We start from the raw sequence: 18,354 nt of genomic DNA on the forward strand, positions 1-18,354 counted from the left end.
ACAACCCCCGCCGGCGCGGGCCGCCCAGCACCCCCCCGCCAGCCGGCGCGCCGGCCGGGGGGGGGCCCCCCCCCGCGCCCCCCCCGGCGGCCGGTACGGGGGGCGGGCCGGCCGGGGCCGCGGGTAACGCCGCAGCCCCGCCCGGCCCGGCACAGGCCCCCGGAGCGGGACAGGCCACGCCCTCCGACGGCGCAGCGGGCGACGGCGGCCCGGGAGGCACTCCCGGCACCCCGGGAGGAGGGGAGGGCGGCGGCACGCAGGGGGAGCCGCCGCGCTCCGGGCCCGGAGCCGAGTCCTTCGAGGCCACCGGCCAGGTGGGACAGGGCTCCCTGCGCCACGACCGGGTCCGCAACGCCTTCGCCAACGTCGAGGGCGACGTCGTCGGCGGCGACAAGTACGTCCTGCTCCTGGGCGGGGCCCAGCGGCGCCTGCGGATCATCTCCCCGCTCATGGACGAGCGCGTGCGCTTCGCCTACCAGGAGCCGCCCGGCCTGTCCGGCGCCAGGGAGGCCCTCGCCGGCCGGCATCTGCTGATCCTGCGCGGCGCCCCCGGGTACGGGAAGACCGCCATGGCCGTCCGCCTGCTCCAGGGCATGGGAGCCACCACCAAGTACCACCTGGACAGCGATGTCGACTTCGCCTCCCTCGCCGACCTACTGGAGCGCGACGGCGGCTCCGTCGAGCGCGGCGCGGCCTTCCTGCTGGACCAGCCGTCCTCGATCGCCGGGCTGCGCGGCGAGGTGTACGGGAAGGTGCAGGGCGCACTCGCCCTCGCGGGCGCATGGCTGGTGATCACCGTCTCCAGCACCGAGGTCGCGGACAGCGAACTGCTCACCGCGGTCGTCGACGTCACCGAGGCACCCGATCAGCGCGGCATCGTCTCCTCACATCTGCGCTGGCGTCACGGCGACGCGGTCGGCGACCGGCTCCTCGGCCACGAGGACATCGACAAGCTGCTGGACGAGCTGCTCGACGGCGACCCCGCCTGCAAGCAGGCGGCCGACCTGGCGGAGGCGATCAGCCAGGAGTGGGAGTCCGGCCGGCTGGATCCCGAGCGCATCAAGGAGCGCCGTGCCCGCCAGGCGGACGAGGACTTCGACATCTGGGTCGAGAGCCTGCAGGAACCCGCCGTACGCAGTCTCGCGATCGCTCTCGCCGTGCTCAACGGCCTCCCGCAGGAGTACACGGCCACTGCCGCCCGAGCGCTGCGCGAGCGTCTGGAGGACGACCGCCCGCATGTGCTGATGGCCGGGCCGGACGGCCGGCTGCCCCGGATCAGGGACCCCTTCGCGGCCCCTCGCCGTACACAGCTGACACGGCTGCGCGCCCGGGACACCCACAAGGAGGACGGCGAGCCGGGCCGGGCGCTCGAGTACAAGGACCCTTCCTATCCGCGGCGGGTCATCCGGCACGCGTGGACCCAGTACGAGATCCAGAGCGAGTTGCTCGACTGGCTGTCCGCTCTGGTCGTGCACCCGGCCGAAGAGGTCCGGGTGTACGCGGCGGCCGCGCTCGGGGTGATCGCGGCGGAATCCTTCACCTACCTGTGCGACCGGGTCTTCCACCCGTGGGCGCAGAGCGAGGACCCGCGGCGGCGCGACGCCGTCGCCTACGCCCTGCACGTCGCCTCGCGCGACCCCTGGATCCGGGAGCGGGCGGACGCGCTGGTCGAAGGATGGTTCGCCGACCGCAGTCGGCCCTTCGCACAGGCCACGGCAGCGCGCACGCACGGCATGGGCGAGGATCCCGAGCGGGCCGTGGCGGCGCTGGCCCGTCTCGCCGTCGTCGACCGGGCGACGGTGGCTGTGGCGGTCGGCCGCAGTCTGGCCGATCTCCTCGCCCAGAACGCCGGCTCGGCGGGACTGGTGCTCCGCACCCTCCACGAGAGGTCCGCGGACCACCGCATGCGGCCGACGGCGTTGCTCTCCTTCCTGATCGTCGCGGCCCAGGTGGTGGTGGGTCAGGACGAGCACGGGGCCGGCGGCGGGGACGAGCAGTGGCCCGCCCTGCTTCATTTCGCGCACCACCGTGAGGAGTTGCGCGCACCGTTCATCGCGCTGTGGCGCGAGTCGCTCAACCAGGCCCACTTCGGCGACGAGGCCCAGCAGGTGCTGCGGAACTGGGCGGCACTCGCCGAGCGCGATCCCGCACTGCGGGAGATGTTCCGGCTGATGGTGGGGGCGGTCGCGTACGGGGACCCGAGGACCGGCCGGATCCTGCGGCGGTGCGCGGCCGACTGGGTCGACCCGGAGGAACTGGCGCCGATTCCCCTGACCGCGGCGGTCGTCCACGCACAGCTCGATCTGGAAGGGGTGTGACATGACAGTCTCGCTGATCCTCAACAACCGTCCGGTGCAGCGTGCCCAGCTCGGCACGCTGCCGAACCTGCCGCCGAACTTCGCGGTCGTCTACCCCCTGGACGGCGGCGGCTGGGAGGTCGAGACGCCGAAGCACCGCACGATGACCCAGCGGTGGCTGGGCAAGCACAAGCTCTGCTACGTCGTCGACCTGGGCGATCACCGGCGTACCGCCAAACTCACCAAGACCCCGCTGACCTGCAAGGACCAGGCGCACCGGTTCGAGGCGACGATCGACGTCGGATTCCGGGTGCACGATCCGGTCGCGGTGGTGCGCGGCAACCTTCCCGATGTGCTCCGCGTGGTCTACCCGTATCTGATCAGCAAGATCCGTCCGCATGCCGCGCAGTTCGCGATCGAGGAGGCGTTCGAGGCGCAGGCCCGGGTCAACGGGGTACTGGCGCTGCCGATCCCGCTGCCAGAAGGCATCACGCTCTACTACTGCGATGTGCAGCTCGAACCGGACGAGGCGGCCAGGGAATTCATCCGCAGCCGGACCAAGGCCGGTCGTGACTCGGAGATCGGGCGTCTGCAGCACAAGGCCGCTGTCGGTGACACCCGCCACCAGGAAGTGATCGAGGACATCAGGCAGGAGGCCCGCATCGAGCGGGACAAGCGGGAGCGCGCCGCTCTCGCTGCGGTACGGCTCGACTTCCGCAGTCTCGTCCTCGAGCACCTGGCGAAGCACCCGGACGACACGGAGCGGGCGATGGATCTCCTGATGCGCTGGGAGGAGGGGCGGCGGGCGCAGGCCCTGGACCAGGAGCAGCGGCAGGTCGAGATGGTCCGCTACATGATCGACAAAGGCATCGTGCGGGAGGTGGATCTGCCGGGACTGCGCGAGGGGGTGCTGGGGCCTTCGGCCGGTCTCATGGGCGGGATGCTGCCGTCGGGCGCCGGGGCGCCCGCCGCCGCGCAGGCGCTGCCTCCGGTCGCGCGGTCGGCACCGCCCGCGTCCACGCCGACGTCCTCGGCCCCGACGCCCCCGCCGACGCCGCCGTGGGGCGGTACCCGGCCCGACGCGACGGCACCTGCACAGCGGCCCGACGCCGCGCAGCCCGCCTCGCCGCAGGACGCCTCCCCGCAGGACGCCCGCCCGGTGGCGGTCGGCCTCGCGCCGGTCTACGTCGTCCTGGACACGTCGGCTGCCGCGGCACGCTGCGTCAGCCAACTCCACGACGCGCTCAGGTCGTTGCAGACCCTGCTGGCCAACAGTCCCGACGTCACCTCGGCTGTACGGCTGTCCGTGCTGACCTTCTCGGACACGGCCGACGTGCGGATGCCGCTCACCCAGGTGACCTGGCAGACCGGCATCCCCGATCTGCCGACCGGAAACGGCTGCCGGTACGAACCGGTCTTCCAGCGCCTGCTGGAGCTCGTACCGCTGGAGACGGAACGGCTCAAGCAGCAGGCGGCGCGCGTGAACCGCCCCACCGTCTTCTTCCTGGCGGCGGGTGACCCGACGGACGGGGGCCAGTGGCAGGCCGCGCACCTGCGGCTGATGCAACACCAGTACCGGCCGAACATCGTGGCGTGCGGCATCGGCGCCGTCGACCGGCGGACGGTGGCGCGGATCGCGAGCCCGGCGGAGTTCGCCGTCGCGGCGCAGCCGCACGCGGATCTGGCACAGGCCACCGCTCAGTTCTCGATGCTGCTCCAGAACACCGTGCTCCACCTGGGGCGGAGCGCAGTCGCCGGCTCGTCGGAGCTGCGGCTGGAACGCCCGCAGGGACTGATCACACTCGAAGACGTCGATTAGAGAGAGTTGAAGGACATGGCCGAAACCCAAGGGCAGCTGCTGCCGGTGTACGTCCTGGCAGACGAGTCCGGTTCCATGCACCCGTTCGTCGGTGATCTCAACGCGGGACTGGCTTCGCTGCACCGGGCCCTGCTCGGCGAACCGATGGCCGCCGCGAAGGTCCGTTTCTCGGTGCTCGGGTTCTCCAACAGTGTGACCGAGCGGCTGATACTCGCCGATCTTCGGGCCGAGAGCGAGCTGCCGCGCCTCACGGCGAGCGGCGGAACGAGTTACGAAGCGGCGTTCACCGCGCTGCTGCGGCGCATTCCGCAGGACGTGGACACGCTCAAGAGCCAGGGCTACCGCGTGCACCGGCCCGCGGTGTTCTTCCTCAGCGACGGACAGCCCAACTCCGGTGAGGCGTGGCAGGCCAGGCACCGGGAGCTCACCGACCGCTCGGCGACCAAGGCGGCACCCAACATCATCGCCTGCGGCATCGGCGCGGCGGAGGCCGAGACGATGCTGAGCGTCGCCACGCAGGCGGAGTTCGCCTTCGTGTCGGTGCCCGGTGCCCAACTGGGCGAGTCCATCGCCCGGTTCTTCACCGCGCTGACCAAGAGCGTCGTGGAGTCGGGCAACGCGATGGCCTCGGGCCAGGCGGAGCTGGTGGTCGAGCGGCCGGAAGGCTTCCGTCTCGCGATCGACGAGGTGTGACCGTGTCACGTTTCTTCGGGCGCCGCCGGGAGGACGAGGGGCAGTCCTCCGACTCCGCCGGCGGTGCCGACTCGGCTCCACCACCGCCGCAGCCACCTCCACCACTGGCGGGCGGCCCGCCCGCGCCGGAGCGTCATCGGCCCGGCCCGCCCGCGGAGTACGGGCCGGGGCAGGAGTTGTCCCCGAGTGCGGATGTGCCGCATCCGTCTCCTCAGGGGCAGGCGTCCTATCAGTACCACCAGCAGCCTGCGGGGCCCCAGCAGCACCAGCAGCCTGCGGGGCCCCAGCAGCACCAGCAGCCTGCGGGGCCCCAGCAGCACCATCAGTCCTCGGGGCCGCAGCAGCACCAGCAGCACGAGCAATCCGTGGGGCCTCAGCAGCACAACCAGTCCTCGGGGCCCCAGCAGTACCAACAGTCCGCGGGGCCCCGACAGCGGCCGGACCGGGGTGACCTTGTGCCTGTGCAGGCACCGCGGGAAGCCCGGTCCGCACAGGGGTACCTGCCGCCGTGGGCGCGTTGGGTGGTGGGCCGGCCGAGCACCCGGTTCGAGCCCAAACCGCCGCCCGCCGATCCGTACCGCCCCGACTCGCTGTTCGACGGCTGGTCCACGCCCTGGATGACGGTCCGGCTCGCCTCCGTACGGGGCGACTCCCATCGCTCCGGCGGGCAGCCGCGCCAGGACGACATCGTCGTGACGGTGCACGAGCCGACCGGTTGCGTCGTGTTCGCCGTCGCGGACGGCGTCTCGGCGGCCCCGCAGTCGCATGTGGGCGCCGCGCTGGCGTGCCGTACCGCCGTCTCCGACATCATGCGGCAACTGGACGGGGACCAGGCGATCGACTGGAGACGGACCGTGTCGGCCGCCGCCTACCAGCTGGTCATGCGGGTGACGCGCGGTGCCGAGCCGACCAGGGAACAGCGGCAGGAGGCCCAGGCCCTGCTGGCCACGACCCTGGTGGCGGGCATCGTGTACGCCGCGGACGACGGCCGGTTGAAGGCCCGTCTCGTACACGCCGGCGACAGCGGCGCCTGGATCCTGCACGGGGGGTTCTTCCATCCGCTGCTGGGAGGCAAGGAGGAGGGTGCGGACGGGATCTTCTCCTCCAAGGTCCAGGCGCTGCCGTCGCTGCCGCCGGTGATCGAGCCGGTCGGATGCACGGTCCCCGCGGACGGTGTGCTCCTGATCGGTACGGACGGCTTCGGCGATCCGCTGGGCGACGGGACGGGCAAGGTCGGCGAGCACATCGCCTGGGGACTGGGCCGCCCGCCGCACGAGCCACTGGCGATCGCGCATCTGCTCGACTTCTCCCGGGAGACGTTCGACGACGACCGGACGCTGCTGGCGGTGTGGCCGCGCCATCGACTGGGCGGGGCGAGCGGTCCGGGCGGCGGTACGGGCGGTGGCCCGGGCAGTGGTCCGCACAGCGGTTCCGCCGGCCCGGGGACGGGAGAGGCCGTGCGATGAGCGGCGTGTATCCGACAGCCATGGACATCGGCCACGTGGTGAAGGAACGCAAGTTCGACTCCGGCGGGCAGGGGACCGTCTGGGCGGTCAAGGACCGGAAGATCAACAAGTCGTGGCCGGTGGCGTACAAGGAGTACAAGCCGGAGATCCGCCCTCAGGTGCAGGTCGATGTCCTCGCTGAGATGGTCGACTTCATTCCGGCGCTCGAGCACGGCACCGGTGAGTGGCTGGCGAACTGCACGGCCTGGCCGGCCATGCTGGTGAAGGACTCGGCGGGTGTGTGCGGGTTTCTGATGCGCCAGATCCCCGGACCGTTCCTGCGGGAGTTCGCCTTCGCCCCGGGCGAGAAGAAGGCGGCGGGGTTCGAGTATCTGCTGAACCCCGCCGACTACCTGAAGACGGCGGGCATCAGTATCACCCCCCGGCAGAGGTTCGAGCTGCTCCTGGACTTCGCGCGGACGCTCGGGCGGCTGCACTCCCTCGGGATCGCGGTCGGGGACCTGTCGCCGAAGAACATGTTCTTCTCCCTGGAGGGCGCGCCCAGATGCTTCCTCATCGACTGCGACGCGATGGTCCTGCGAGGCAAGTCGATGCTTCCGCAGGCCGAGACCCCCAACTGGGGCGTGCCCGACGGAGAGCCCAAGGGCACCGAGTCGGGTGACGCCTACAAGTTCGGCCTGCTCGCCACGCGGCTCTTCGCCGGTCAGCAGGACGGGAAGGACCTCAGGGTGCTGAGCGCGGCCGACGCGGCTGCGGGGCGGCTCGCAGAGCGGAGCCTGTCGGCCGATCCCGCCCGGCGCCCCAAGCCGGAGGACTGGCTGACCGTGCTGACCAGCGCGGTCAGCACGGCACCCGCGACCCTTCCGAAGGCCCCGCCGCCTGCCTCCGCGCCGCGGACCACATCGGCCCGTGCGCAGTCCGCGGCCGCGTCGCCGGCCGGCAACCGGCAGCAGACCAGGCCGAAGGCCGCGCCCCGGCCCGCTGCACGGCCCACACCACCGCGGACGCCCCAGAGGCCGCGCCGACCGGCTCCGGCACCGAAGGGCAAGTCCCACGCGGGCCGCTGGGTCATCGCGGTGATCCTGTTGCTCCTGGCCCTGCGCTACGGCCCCGCTGTGTACGAGGAGTTCAAGGAGAACTCCGCCTCCAGCGGCTCCGGGCAGTCGGGCCTGGGCTCGGGCGGGTCCGGTACGTCGGCCGAGAACTCCGCGGAAGGCCAGGCGCGAGCCCTGAGCGGCCTCCTGGAGCGGAACGAGGGCAACCGCGGCAGCGTCGGTGAGGCGGTTCGCCGGATGATGGCCTGTCCGGGAAGCTCCGGGCTCCTGGAGGTTCAAGGGGTGTTCGAGGACGCGGCGAGTGCACGCGACAGTCTCGTACAGGACCTGGCAGCGCTCGACGTGGATCTGCTGCCCTCCGCCATGACGGAGAACCTGGAATCCGGCTGGGAGGCGTCCGCCGATGCCGACCGTGCCTACGCACAGCTGGCGGAGGAGGTGATGAGCGGGTGCACGTCCGGCGCGGTGGTGGCCTCGGCGTACTGGGACGAGGCGTCCCGCGCCAACACACGGGCGACGGCCGCGAAGAAGGACTTCGTGTCCGACTGGAACCCGCTGGCCGACGAGCACGGACTGCCCACGATGGCCTGGGACGAGGTCTGACCCGGGGGCCAAGAGGCTGTGCTTCGCCGCCCGGCGCTTCCTGGCCGGCCTGGCCCGGCCGGGCGCTTACCGGCCCGGTCCGGCGCTTCCAGGTCCGGCGCTTCCCGACGCTTCACGGGCGCGGCCGGCCGCTCGGTTCACGCCGGCCCCATCCGGACGCCGGCGGAACTCAGCGCCCGCTGCTGCTCAGCCGCTTCAGCTCGTCCGGGCGGTCGATGGTCAGCCTGTTGCGTCCCGTCGTCACCCAACCGCGCCCGCGCCACTGCTCGAAGACACGGCTGACCGTCCGCCGCGAGCTGAGGACGAGCCCGGCGAAGTCGTCCTGGGACAGCGGCAGGGCGATGAGGACGGAGCCGTTGCCCTCGGGGCGCCCGTACTCCGCCCCGAGCTCCAGCAGCAGTGCGGCGAGCCGTGCCTGGACGGCCTCCGAACCGGCGGCGGCGCGGTGGCCGTCGGCCTCGCGCAGGCGCGCGGAGAGCACCTGCTGGAGGGCGAGCCCGATCGCGGGCGCGGTCCGGGCGGCGGCACGGAACGGGTCGGCGGGGATCACGAGGGCTTCGATCCGGGTCAGCGAGACGAGCGTGGCCGAGCGGGGCCCGCCGTCCAGTGCCGCCTGCTCGCCCAGCAGGTCTCCGGCGTTGCGGATGGCGAGCACGGCCTGGTAGCCCGCGGCGGATGCCGCGGACACCTTGACGCAGCCGCGCCGGATGACCAGGAGATGGTCGGTGAGGTCGTACTGCCGCATCAGGACGTGCCTCGTCGGGAAGTGCGTCAGGCTGCCCATGCCGAGCAGTTCTGTCCGGGCAGTGTCGTCGAGCAGGGACCAGAAGGTCGTCCTGCCGGGTCGGTGGCGGTGCGGGGAGCTGTCCACGGGCGGTTTCAGGCGAGCACCACGACGGCGGCGACCATCGCGCTGCCGACGACGGCCAGAAGCAGCGACTGCTGGACGCGCCGGTGCTTCGTCCAGGTGATGGCGCTCATGACGATGAGCTGGCGGCTGAGCGTGGGCAGCGGATCGATGCGTACCAGTTGCTGGGCCAGGTCGTCGGGGGACCAGTGGCGCAGATGGCCGTAGAAGAGGAATTCGTCCTCGCCGGGAGCGGGGGAGCGGCCTTCGCCCCCGTGGCGGGGTATGACGGCGAGAACGGCGAGAACCGCGGAGAGCCCGATGAGCGCCACTCCCGCCCACAGAGCGGCCGCGGCGGGGCCGGTGACGCGGTCGAGGGCGCGGCCGCTGCCGGAGAGAGCGGCGATTCCGGCGAGGGCGGCGGACTCCATGGCAAGGGCGAAGGACGCTTTGGCGTCCACCGTGCGGGTCGACTCGTGGAGCGAACTGTGGATCTGCCAGGCGGTCTTCACCGCCTCTGCCCGGGACTCGTCCTGCGACACCGCGCATCCCCCCGATCCTCGGATCCCCTGCCACTATAGCCACGGCACTGCGCCCACCACCCTTGCTGTGTAGGGGAGTCGGGCCGGCGGACGGGTCAGTCCGAGGGGTCGGCTCCCTCCGGTGCGGCGGAGTACGGGGCGTCGGTGCCCCGCTGCCCCCGCAGGCGCCGGTCCATCGCCATCGACAGCTCCGCGTCGACCACGCTCTTGGCCAGCGGGCGCAGGCGCTCCAGCTCGGACTCCGCGCTGTGGGCCGTGAGCATGTCGATGAACAGATCCGCCAGCGCGTCCGCGTGCGTACGGACCCGGCGTCCCGCCTCCAGGACCGCTGAGAGCGGCACGCCCTCGCGCACGAGTTCGGCCGAGACGTCCAGGAGCCTGCGGCTGATGTGGACGATCTCGTCGCCATCGGTCGCCAGGTAGCCCAGCTCCAGCGCCTTCGCGAAGTTCTCGGGCGTGACCTCGCCCTCGAAGTAGTCGGCGAGCGCCTCGGGGGTGAGCCGGACCGGGGTCTCCTCGGTGGGTTCGCCGAGGCCCAGGACCTCGCCGACGTCCCGTCCGCTCTCGAACGCGGTCGCGAGGTCCGCGATGCCGTTGAGGGTGTGGCCGCGCTCCAGGAGGGCGGCGATCGTCCGCAGTCTGGCGAGGTGGTGTTCGTCGTACCAGGCGATGCGGCCCTCGCGGCGGGGCGGCGGGATCAGTCCGCGCTCGCGGTAGAAGCGCAGGGTGCGCACCGTGATGCCGGCCTCCTTGGCCAATTCCTCCATGCGGTACTCGCGCGCCTCAGTCACAACAGAAGCCTATGTTGTACCGGCGGTAACTTGTCGCGCACGCCCTCTACCGCTCGGTAGGGCACTGCTCTACCCTCCCAACCATGCCAGCGATTGCTGGCACGGTCTTTGACGGCACGGCGATCCGGGACGTTCAGCGGTTTCAGTGGGAGGCAGCGGCATGACCGAGCAGCACGAGCACGTACGAGTGGCGGTGATCGGATCGGGATTCGGCGGCCTCGGTGCCGCGGTCCGGCTGCGCCGCGAGGGCATCACCGACTTCGTCGTCCTGGAGCGCGCGGACTCGGTCGGCGGGACCTGGCGGGACAACGACTACCCGGGCTGTGCCTGCGACGTCCCCTCCCACCTCTACTCGTTCTCCTTCGCGCCCAACCCCGACTGGCCGCGCACCTTCTCCGGGCAGGAGCACATCCGCGCCTACCTGGAGCACGTCACGGACACCTTCCGGCTCCGCCCCCATCTGCGCCTGAAGCACGAGGTGCTGACTCTGCGCTGGGACAACGACGCCCTGCGCTGGGACATCGAGACGTCCCGTGGCCGGTTCACCGCCGACGTCGTCGTCTCCGCGACCGGGCCGCTGTCCGAACCGAAGACGCCCGACATCCCGGGCCTCGCCGACTTCCCCGGGAAGGTCTTCCACTCCGCCCGCTGGGACCACGACTACGACCTCACGGGCAAGCGCGTGGCCGTGATCGGGACCGGCGCGTCCGCGATCCAGATCGTGCCCTCCATCCAGCCGAAGGTCGGCCGGCTGACCCTGTTCCAGCGCACGCCCCCGTGGGTCATGCCGCGCATCGACCGCAGGATCTCCGGCGCCGAACGCTGGCTGCACCGGCAGCTGCCGCTCACCGGGACCGCCCGGCGCGGTCTGCTCTGGGGGATCAGGGAGCTTCAGGTCCAGGCGTTCACCAAGCGACCGGGTGAGCTCGGGCTCGTCGAGTCGCTGGCCAAGGCCAACATGGCCAAAGCGATCAAGGACCCGGCCCTGCGGGCCAAGCTGACGCCCTCGTACCGCATCGGCTGCAAGCGCATCCTGCTGTCGAGCACGTACTACCCGGCGCTCACCCGGCCCAATGTGGACGTCGTCGCCTCCGCGCTGACCGAGGTGCGCGGCTCGACCGTGGTCGCCGCTGGGGGTCCTCCCCCTGGCTTCGCCGGGGGGACCCCCACCCAGGCCGGAGGCTCTGGGGGAGGGACGGAGACCGAGGTCGACGCGATCGTCTTCGGTACCGGATTCCATGTCACCGACATGCCGATAGCCGAACGCGTCGTCGGGGCCGAAGGCATCACGCTGGCGGAGGCGTGGAAGGACGGCATGGAGTCGCTGCGCGGCGCGTCCGCGGCCGGCTTCCCCAACTTCATGACGATCATCGGGCCGAACACCGGGCTCGGGAACTCCTCCATGATCCTCATGATCGAGTCGCAGCTGAACTACATGGCCGACTACATGCGGCAGCTCGACCTGCTCGGCGAGGGCAGCGTCCTCGCAGCCCGCCCCTCCGCCGTGCACGCCTGGAGCCGGCGCGTGCAGGAGCGTATGCGGCGCACGGTGTGGAACACCGGCGGCTGCACCAGCTGGTACCTCGACGCCAGTGGCCGCAACACCACGATCTGGCCGGGCACGACGACCGAGTTCCGCAACGCGACGCGGCGCGTGGACCTGGCCGAGTACGAGGTGATCCGCGCCCGGAAGGTCCCCGCTCCCGCCGTCGCCGCGGACGCCGGGGCCGCGAAGGGTGCGAAGGACGCGGAGGTCGTCGCATGAGCCGCCTCCTCCGCCGCACCGACGCGCCGCCCGTCGCCGACCGCGAACTGACCGCTCTGTCCGCCGACGGCTCCCGTCTCCACGTCGAGGTCCACGGCCCCAATGGGGGTACCACCCAGGCCGGAGGCTCTGGGGGAGGACCCGTCGTGGTCCTGGCCCATGGCTGGACCTGCTCCACCCACTTCTGGGCGGCCCAGATACGTGACCTCGCCGCCGACCACCGCGTCGTCGTCTACGACCAGCGGGGCCACGGCCGCACCCCCGCCGGGGCGGTCGGCACCGAGAAGCTCGCCGACGACCTGGAGGCGGTGCTCGCGGCCACGCTCGCCCCGGGGGAGAAGGCCGTTCTCGTCGGACATTCCATGGGCGGCATGACGATGATGGCCGCGTCCCGGCGGCCCCGCTTCCGCGAGCACGCCGCCGCGGCGCTGTTGTGCAGCACCGGCAGTGCCGGGCTCGTCGCCGAGTCGCTGGTCCTGCCGATGCGGCCGGGACCGCTGCGCACCCGGCTCACCCGCATGGTTCTCGGCGCGCGGGCCCCGCTCGGGCCGGTCAACGGGCTGTCCCGGAGCATCCTCAAGTACGCGACCATGGGCCCCGGTTCGTCGCCGGAGCGGGTCGACGCGTGCGCCCGCATCGTGCACGCCTGCCCGCGGACGGCCCGGGTGGCGTGGTCGCACGTGCTGGGCGAGCTCGACCTCGACGAGGGCGTACGGGCGCTCACCGTGCCGACCGTGGTGGTGGCGGGCACGGTGGACCGGCTCACCCCGCTGGTGCACGCCAAGCGGCTCGCCCTCGACCTGCCGCACTGCGTCGAGCTGGTCGAACTCGCGGGCATGGGCCATATGACACCGGTCGAGGCGCCCGAGGCGGTGACCGGAAAGATCCGTGAGCTGGCCGGTACGCATCTGACCCCGAAGGAGGAGGTCGCATGAGCAGGAAGAGCCTGGAAGGTCAGGTCGCGGTCGTCACCGGCGCGGCGCGCGGCGTCGGAGAGCTGCTGGCCCGCAAGCTGTCGGCCCGCGGGGCCAAGGTCGCGCTCGTCGGCCTCGAACCGGACGAGTTGAAGAACGTCGCGGCGCGGCTGCACACCGAGTGCGACCACTGGTACGCGGACGTCACCGACCACGAGGCGATGGCGCGGGTCGCGCAGGAGGTCAAGGAGCGCTTCGGCAAGGTCGACATCGTCGTGGCCAACGCGGGCGTGGCCGCGGGCGGCCCGTTCGTCGACTCCGACCCGGTCTCCTGGCGGCGCGTGATCGAGGTCAACCTGATCGGCAGCGCGGTGACGGGGCGGGTGTTCCTGCCCGGGCTGGTGGAGAGCCACGGCTACTTCCTGCAGATCGCGTCGCTGGCGGCGATGAACCCGGCGCCGATGATGTCCGCGTACTGCGCGTCCAAGTCCGGTGTGGAGGCGTTCGCGCACTGTCTGCGCGCCGAGGTCGGCCACCGCGGGGTGAAGGTGGGCGTCGGCTACCTGTCCTGGACGGACACGGACATGGTGCGCGGCGCGGACCAGGACGACGTGATGCGCGACCTGCGCAAGCGGCTGCCGTGGCCGGCGAACCGCACGTACCCGCTGGGCCCGGCGGTGGACCGCATCGTGGCCGGGATCGAGCGCCGGTCTGCCCATGTCTACGCACAGTGGTGGCTGCGGGGCATGCAGTCGGTGCGCCCCTACCTCCCCGCGGTCATCGGGACGGTCGGCCGGCGCGAGATGCGGCGGTTCGCGCCGCGGCTCGCGGACGTCTCCAAGGGCCTGGTGGGAGCGGGCGGAGCGGCGGACGAGTCGGTCCGCGCGACGGACGCCCCGCGGCGGTAGCGGCGCCGCCGCTGCTCGACATGCGTGCGCAGTGGCTGCGTGCAAGGCTGGTCGAGGCTCAGGGGGCGGCGGCCCTCTCGGGGGCGTGCCCGCCACCGACCTCCTCATCCTTCCGGGAGTGACGTCTCATGGGTATGTCGGACCAGTCCAAGGACAAGGCGCGTAGGAGCGCCGATCGGGAGCAGCAGAAGGCGCGGGGCCGCGCCCCGGGGGAGCAGCCGTCGAAGCGTACGGGCCAGGACCGTGACAAGGCGCCCCAGCGGGGGACGGGTCCCGATGACGCGCGGGATGCGCAGGAGGCGATGCAGGAGGCGCTGGACCGGTTCAACCAGGACTACGACGCCTGATCGAACCACCGCCGGGACCGAGGGCGCACCCACGCAGTGCGTGGGTGCGCCCTCGGTCTGCGCGGTGCTCGCCTCACTTCCGCGGGGGCAGCTTCGGGCGGCGCAGGTCGGGGGCCGTGGAGTGGTCCGGCGGGATCGCCGCGGGAGAGGACTTCAGCATGTCCAGGGCCAGCCGGACCGCCTCGTCCATGTCGGTGTGCCGGCCCTCCGCCCAGTCCAGCGGGGTGCGCAGCGAGTTCAGGTCCGGTTCGACACCGTGGTTCTCGACCGACCAGCCGTACGCGTCGAACCACGCGGCGTTCATCGGGACCGTGATCACGGTGCCGTCTCCCAGCCGGTGCCGGCCGGTCATGCCCACCACACCGCCCCAGGTGCGACTGCCCACGACCGGCCCCAGGTTCAGGAGCTTGAAGGCGGCGGTGATCATGTCGCCGTCCGAGGACGTCGCCTCGTCGGTGAGCGCGACGACCGGGCCGCGCGGCGCGTTCGAGGCGTACGAGACGGGCTGCGCGTTCCGGGTCAGGTCCCAGCCCAGGATCTTGCGGGTGAGCTTCTCGATCACCAGCTCGCTGATGTGGCCGCCGGCGTTGCCGCGTACGTCCACGATCAGCGCCGGGCGGGACACCTCCATGCGCAGGTCCCGGTTGAACTGCGCCCAGCCGGAGCCGCCCATGTCGGGGATGTGCAGATAGCCGCATTTGCCGCCGCTCAGCTCTCGTACGACCTCACGCCGCTTGGCCACCCAGTCCTGGTAGCGCAGCGGGCGCTCGTCGATCAGCGGAACGATCGCCACCCGGCGTGCGTGGCCCTCGCCCTCGGGGGGCAGGAAGGCGAGTTCGACCGTCGTGCCGCCCGCCGCGGACAGCATCGGGTAAGGCCCGGCGACCGGGTCCACGGGCCGCCCGTCGACGTGGGTGAGGATCGCGCCCTCGCGGATGCCCGTACCGGCGAGCGGTGAACGGGCCTTGGAGTCGGACGAGTCACCGGGCAGGATGCGTCTGACCACCCACCTGCCGTCCCGGCACACCAGGTTGGCGCCCAGCAGTCCCATCGCACGCTGGTAGTGCGGCGGGCCCTCGTTGCGCCGCGCGGGCGTGACGTAGGCGTGGGAGGTGCCCAGCTCGCCCAGCACCTCGCGCAGCAGGTCGGCGAACTCGTCGGGGGAGGCGACCCGTTCGACCAGCGGCCGGTACTGCTCCAGCACCGCGTCCCAGTCGATGCCGCACATGTCCGGCTCCCAGAAGTACGCCCGGATCAGCCGGCCGGCCTCCCCGTACGCCTGGCGCCACTCGGACGCCGGGTCCACCTCGTGCAGGATGCGGCGCATGTCCAGATAGACCGTCGAGTCGCTGTCGCCGGTCTCCGTCGCGGGCACCGCCCGGAGCTCACCCTCGTCGACGACCACCAGCCGGGAGCCGTCGCCGCTGACCGCGAACCAGTCGAGGTGGTCCACCAGTTCGGTCCTGCGCGCCTTGGACAGGTCGAAGTGCTCAAGTGTCGGACGGCCCGAGATGTCGGCCGGATTGGCGAACGTCTCGCCCAGCGCGCCCGAGATGGGCCAGCGCAGCCACACCAGCCCGCCGCCGCTCACGGGATGCAGCGCCGAGTACTTGGAGGCCGTGACGGGGAACGGCACCACCCGGTTCTCCAGGCCCTCGATCTCGACCATCGGCGAGTGGTCGCCGGAGTCCTCCAGCGGGTCCAGACCGCCCGCGGCAGGGCGGCCCTCCGGAGTGAGCGCGAAGGGCGAGGGCGTCGCCGAGGACAGCGGGACCAGGTAGGGGCGGCAGCCCAGCGGGAACGAAAGGTCGCCGGTGTGGACGTCGTAGACCGGGTCGAAGCCGCGCCAGGACAGGAAGGCGAGATAGCGGCCGTCGCGGGTGAAGACCGGATTCTCGTCCTCGAAACGGCCGTTGGTGACGTCCACGATCGTCCGATCCGCGATCCGGGCCATCCTGATCTGCCGCAGCGAGCGGCCGATGCCCGGCTGCGACCAGGTGAGCCAGCCGCCGTCCGGAGAGAACGCCAGGTCACGTACCGGCCCGTTGAGGGAGCGGACCAGTTCGGTGACCTCGCCGGTGCCCTCTTCCGCGGCGTCGACCAGCAGCAGCCGGCCGTCGTGCGAGGCGACCGCGATCCGCTCCCCGTCCGGGTCCGGTGCCAGCTCCAGCACGCGCCCCAGTGCGCCCTGGGCCAGCCGCCGCGGCTCCCGGTCGCCGCTGGCCCGTGGCAGGTAGGCGATCTCGATCGCGTCGTCGCCGCCCGCGTCGGTGACGTAGGCGACCTGCCCACTGTCGAGCATCTCCGGCAGCCGCACCCGTACGCCCGGCGTGTCCGCGATCGAGCGGGCGGGCCCGTCGCGGTGCGTGAGCCAGTACAGGCTGCCGCGGACACCCACCGCGCTCGCCCGGCCGGTCTCGTCGACGGACAGCGCGTCCACATGGCCGGCGGCCGGGATCTGGTACGTGCGCCGGCCGGCGCGCTGTCCGCCGAGCCGCACCTGAAGCCTGCGGGCCACGGAATCGGGTGTGAGCGCGTCGACGATCCACAGGTCGCCCGCGCACTGGTAGACGATCCGGCTGCCGTCGCTGGAGGCGTGCCGGGCGTAGAACTCGTCGTGGTCGGTGTGGCGCCGCAGATCGGTGCCGTCGGGCAGGCACGAGTACAGGTTGCCGACGCCCTCGTGGTCGGAGAGGAAGGCGACCCGGCCGCCGTCCTCGGGTGACCACCGCTCGGCTCCCGGCCCGCGGATGAACATCGGGCAGTCCAGATGGCCGTCCAGGTCGGGCAGCAGCCGCTTGCCGTGCAGCCACAGCCGTCCCATGGCGCCGCCCCGGTACCGCTTCCAGGCGGCGGGCTCGTGCGGCGGTTTGCCGGTGAGCAGCAGCGTGCGCCGCTCGCAGCCGGCGCCGCCGGGGTGCGAGGGCCCGGCGGCCATGTCCGTGACGGCGATGTCGGACACCGGGCCCCAGGGCAGCCGCGCGCCGGGCGCGCCGTCGGTCGGGACGTTGTAGGCCCAGGAGAAGTACGAGAAGGGCTGGCCGTGCGAGGACACGGCGAGGATCTGGCCGTCGGGTGTCCAGCCGCAGACCCGGGTGTCGGTCGAGCCCCAGTAGCTGAGCCGCCGCGCGGGGCCGCCGTCGACCGGCGCGAGGTGGATCTCCGGATCGAGGCTGCGCCAGTTCGTGTAGGCGATCTGACTGCCGTCGGGGGAGAAGCGCGGGTGGCCGACTCTCGTCCGGTCGACGGTCAGCCGCCAGGCGCGGCCCGGCTGCTGCCCCTCCGGCACGAGGGGCGCGACCCACAGGTCGTCCTCAGCGGTGAAGCACAGCAAGTCGTCGTGCAGATGCGGGAAGCGGAGATACGCGCCGTCGTCACTCACCCCACAATGCTTTCCGCGCCGGGGGGACGCGGCAACTTGTGGGACCGGGCGAATGCGGCCGGAGGGCCTGAGCCCGGTGGTCGCGGCGGGAGCCGGCGGTGGCGACGGTGGTCACGGCGGTGGCCGCGGCCAGGGGTATCGGGCCGTCGTGACGGAGCCCACACAGCGAAACGATTTCGTTTCGCTGAAGAGGTCGGGTACTTTCGAAGTGTACGAAACAGTTTCGTTCGGCAGCGACTTTCGGGAGGACGGTCATGACGCGCAGCCGGCTCACCCCCGAACGCGAGGCAGAGCTGTACGAAGCAGTGCTCGACCTGTTGCGCGAGGTCGGTTACGACGCCCTCACCATGGACGCCGTGGCCGGGCGCACGCGGTCCAGCAAGGCCACGCTCTACCGCCAGTGGCGGAGCAAGCCCGAGCTGGTCGCCAAGGCGCTGAGGCACAACAAGCCGGTGGGCATCGGTGACATCGACACCGGCACGCTGCACGGAGACTTCCACGCGATGCTCGCCCGCACCGACGACTGCCAGATGGAGAAGGACTCCGCGCTGATGCGGGGTCTGGCCCAGGCGATCCACGCCAACCCCGATCTCCACGAGGCTCTGCGCCAACTGCTCGTCGAGCCCGAGATCACCGGACTCGGCGTGGTGCTGCGCAGGGCCGTTGACCGGGGAGAGATCAAGGCGGACAACCCGGCCCTCGGGTACGTCCCGCACATGCTGGTCGGCGCCTTCGTCGCCCGGCAGCTGATCGAGGACCGGGCACCCGACCGGGCCTTCCTCACCGACTACCTCGACGCCGTGGTCATCCCCGCCCTCGGCGCCTGAGCACCGACCACCTCGACGCCGTGGGCCTCCCCGCCCTCGGCGCCTGACCCCCACTCCCGGGACTCCTCCCGGGCCGCGGAGCCCCACTCCGCGGACCG

At 72.2% G+C, this 18,354-nt stretch carries 15 protein-coding genes; 10 read left to right on the forward strand and 5 right to left on the reverse strand.

Annotation, left to right across the window (positions count from 1 at the left end; translation table 11 throughout):
• The first annotated feature begins 314 nt into the window (after positions 1 to 314).
• From ACH5AF_RS08930 to ACH5AF_RS08940, 3 genes are read left to right on the forward strand one after another with little or no spacing between them, the layout of a single operon-like run.
• Positions 315 to 2,318 (forward strand): hypothetical protein, encoded by a 2,004-nt coding sequence (locus tag ACH5AF_RS08930; RefSeq protein ID WP_398900814.1) that lies wholly within the window; start codon positions 315 to 317, stop codon positions 2,316 to 2,318.
• A 1-nt stretch (position 2,319) separates the two neighbouring features.
• Entirely contained in the window at positions 2,320 to 4,116 is a 1,797-nt protein-coding gene (locus ACH5AF_RS08935; protein WP_398900815.1) for a hypothetical protein, read from the forward strand.
• A 15-nt stretch (positions 4,117 to 4,131) separates the two neighbouring features.
• Entirely contained in the window at positions 4,132 to 4,809 is a 678-nt protein-coding gene (locus tag ACH5AF_RS08940) for a hypothetical protein (protein ID WP_398900816.1), read from the forward strand.
• A gap of 5 nt (positions 4,810 to 4,814) precedes the next feature.
• On the opposite strand, the gene ACH5AF_RS08945 is transcribed toward ACH5AF_RS08940, so the two are convergent.
• Positions 4,815 to 5,192 carry a hypothetical protein gene (locus ACH5AF_RS08945; protein ID WP_398900817.1) on the reverse strand — a complete coding sequence of 126 codons (378 nt, stop codon included), beginning with the start codon at positions 5,190 to 5,192 and terminating at the stop codon, positions 4,815 to 4,817.
• A 78-nt stretch (positions 5,193 to 5,270) separates the two neighbouring features.
• Here ACH5AF_RS08945 and ACH5AF_RS08950 point away from each other — a divergent pair, with 78 nt between their 5' ends.
• Positions 5,271 to 6,275, forward strand: coding sequence for a protein phosphatase 2C domain-containing protein (locus tag ACH5AF_RS08950; RefSeq protein WP_398900818.1), 1,005 nt, complete (start codon positions 5,271 to 5,273; stop codon positions 6,273 to 6,275).
• Positions 6,272 to 7,933, forward strand: coding sequence for a hypothetical protein (locus tag ACH5AF_RS08955; RefSeq protein ID WP_398900819.1), 1,662 nt, complete (start codon positions 6,272 to 6,274; stop codon positions 7,931 to 7,933). The genes ACH5AF_RS08950 and ACH5AF_RS08955 overlap by 4 nt, the downstream gene beginning before the upstream one ends.
• Positions 7,934 to 8,102: 169 nt before the next feature.
• Here the strand turns inward: ACH5AF_RS08955 and ACH5AF_RS08960 are convergent, their stop codons facing one another.
• From ACH5AF_RS08960 to ACH5AF_RS08970, 3 genes are all read right to left on the reverse strand, one after another.
• Positions 8,103 to 8,804 carry a Crp/Fnr family transcriptional regulator gene (locus ACH5AF_RS08960; protein WP_398900820.1) on the reverse strand — a complete coding sequence of 234 codons (702 nt, stop codon included), beginning with the start codon at positions 8,802 to 8,804 and terminating at the stop codon, positions 8,103 to 8,105.
• Between the two features lie 8 nt (positions 8,805 to 8,812).
• On the reverse strand, positions 8,813 to 9,322 hold the full coding sequence (locus ACH5AF_RS08965; protein WP_398900821.1) for a Pycsar system effector family protein: 510 nt from the start codon (positions 9,320 to 9,322) through the stop codon (positions 8,813 to 8,815).
• 95 nt (positions 9,323 to 9,417) lie between these two features.
• On the reverse strand, positions 9,418 to 10,089 hold the full coding sequence (locus tag ACH5AF_RS08970; protein ID WP_398901019.1) for a MerR family transcriptional regulator: 672 nt from the start codon (positions 10,087 to 10,089) through the stop codon (positions 9,418 to 9,420).
• Positions 10,090 to 10,273: 184 nt separating this feature from the next.
• Between ACH5AF_RS08970 and ACH5AF_RS08975 the strand changes: the two genes are divergently transcribed.
• The 4 genes from ACH5AF_RS08975 to ACH5AF_RS08990 all read left to right on the forward strand — a co-directional run bounded on the left by ACH5AF_RS08975 (position 10,274) and on the right by ACH5AF_RS08990 (position 14,047).
• The gene (locus ACH5AF_RS08975; protein ID WP_398900822.1) at positions 10,274 to 11,878 is read left to right on the forward strand and encodes a flavin-containing monooxygenase; all 1,605 of its coding nucleotides are present in this window, start codon (positions 10,274 to 10,276) and stop codon (positions 11,876 to 11,878) included.
• Positions 11,875 to 12,813 (forward strand): alpha/beta fold hydrolase, encoded by a 939-nt coding sequence (locus ACH5AF_RS08980; RefSeq protein ID WP_398900823.1) that lies wholly within the window; start codon positions 11,875 to 11,877, stop codon positions 12,811 to 12,813. The genes ACH5AF_RS08975 and ACH5AF_RS08980 overlap by 4 nt, the downstream gene beginning before the upstream one ends.
• On the forward strand, positions 12,810 to 13,700 hold the full coding sequence (locus tag ACH5AF_RS08985; RefSeq protein WP_398900824.1) for an SDR family oxidoreductase: 891 nt from the start codon (positions 12,810 to 12,812) through the stop codon (positions 13,698 to 13,700). The genes ACH5AF_RS08980 and ACH5AF_RS08985 overlap by 4 nt, the downstream gene beginning before the upstream one ends.
• Before the next feature lie 128 nt (positions 13,701 to 13,828).
• Positions 13,829 to 14,047 (forward strand): hypothetical protein, encoded by a 219-nt coding sequence (locus ACH5AF_RS08990; RefSeq protein WP_398900826.1) that lies wholly within the window; start codon positions 13,829 to 13,831, stop codon positions 14,045 to 14,047.
• Between the two features lie 73 nt (positions 14,048 to 14,120).
• Here the strand turns inward: ACH5AF_RS08990 and ACH5AF_RS08995 are convergent, their stop codons facing one another.
• Positions 14,121 to 17,429, reverse strand: a complete 3,309-nt coding sequence (locus ACH5AF_RS08995) for a S41 family peptidase (RefSeq protein WP_398900827.1) — start codon at positions 17,427 to 17,429, stop codon at positions 14,121 to 14,123.
• Between the two features lie 254 nt (positions 17,430 to 17,683).
• Here ACH5AF_RS08995 and ACH5AF_RS09000 point away from each other — a divergent pair, with 254 nt between their 5' ends.
• On the forward strand, positions 17,684 to 18,256 hold the full coding sequence (locus ACH5AF_RS09000) for a TetR/AcrR family transcriptional regulator (protein ID WP_398900828.1): 573 nt from the start codon (positions 17,684 to 17,686) through the stop codon (positions 18,254 to 18,256).
• Positions 18,257 to 18,354 lie beyond the last annotated feature (98 nt).

The organism is Streptomyces sp. NPDC018833, assembly GCF_044390825.1.
Taxonomy (GTDB): Bacteria; Actinomycetota; Actinomycetes; order Streptomycetales; family Streptomycetaceae; genus Streptomyces.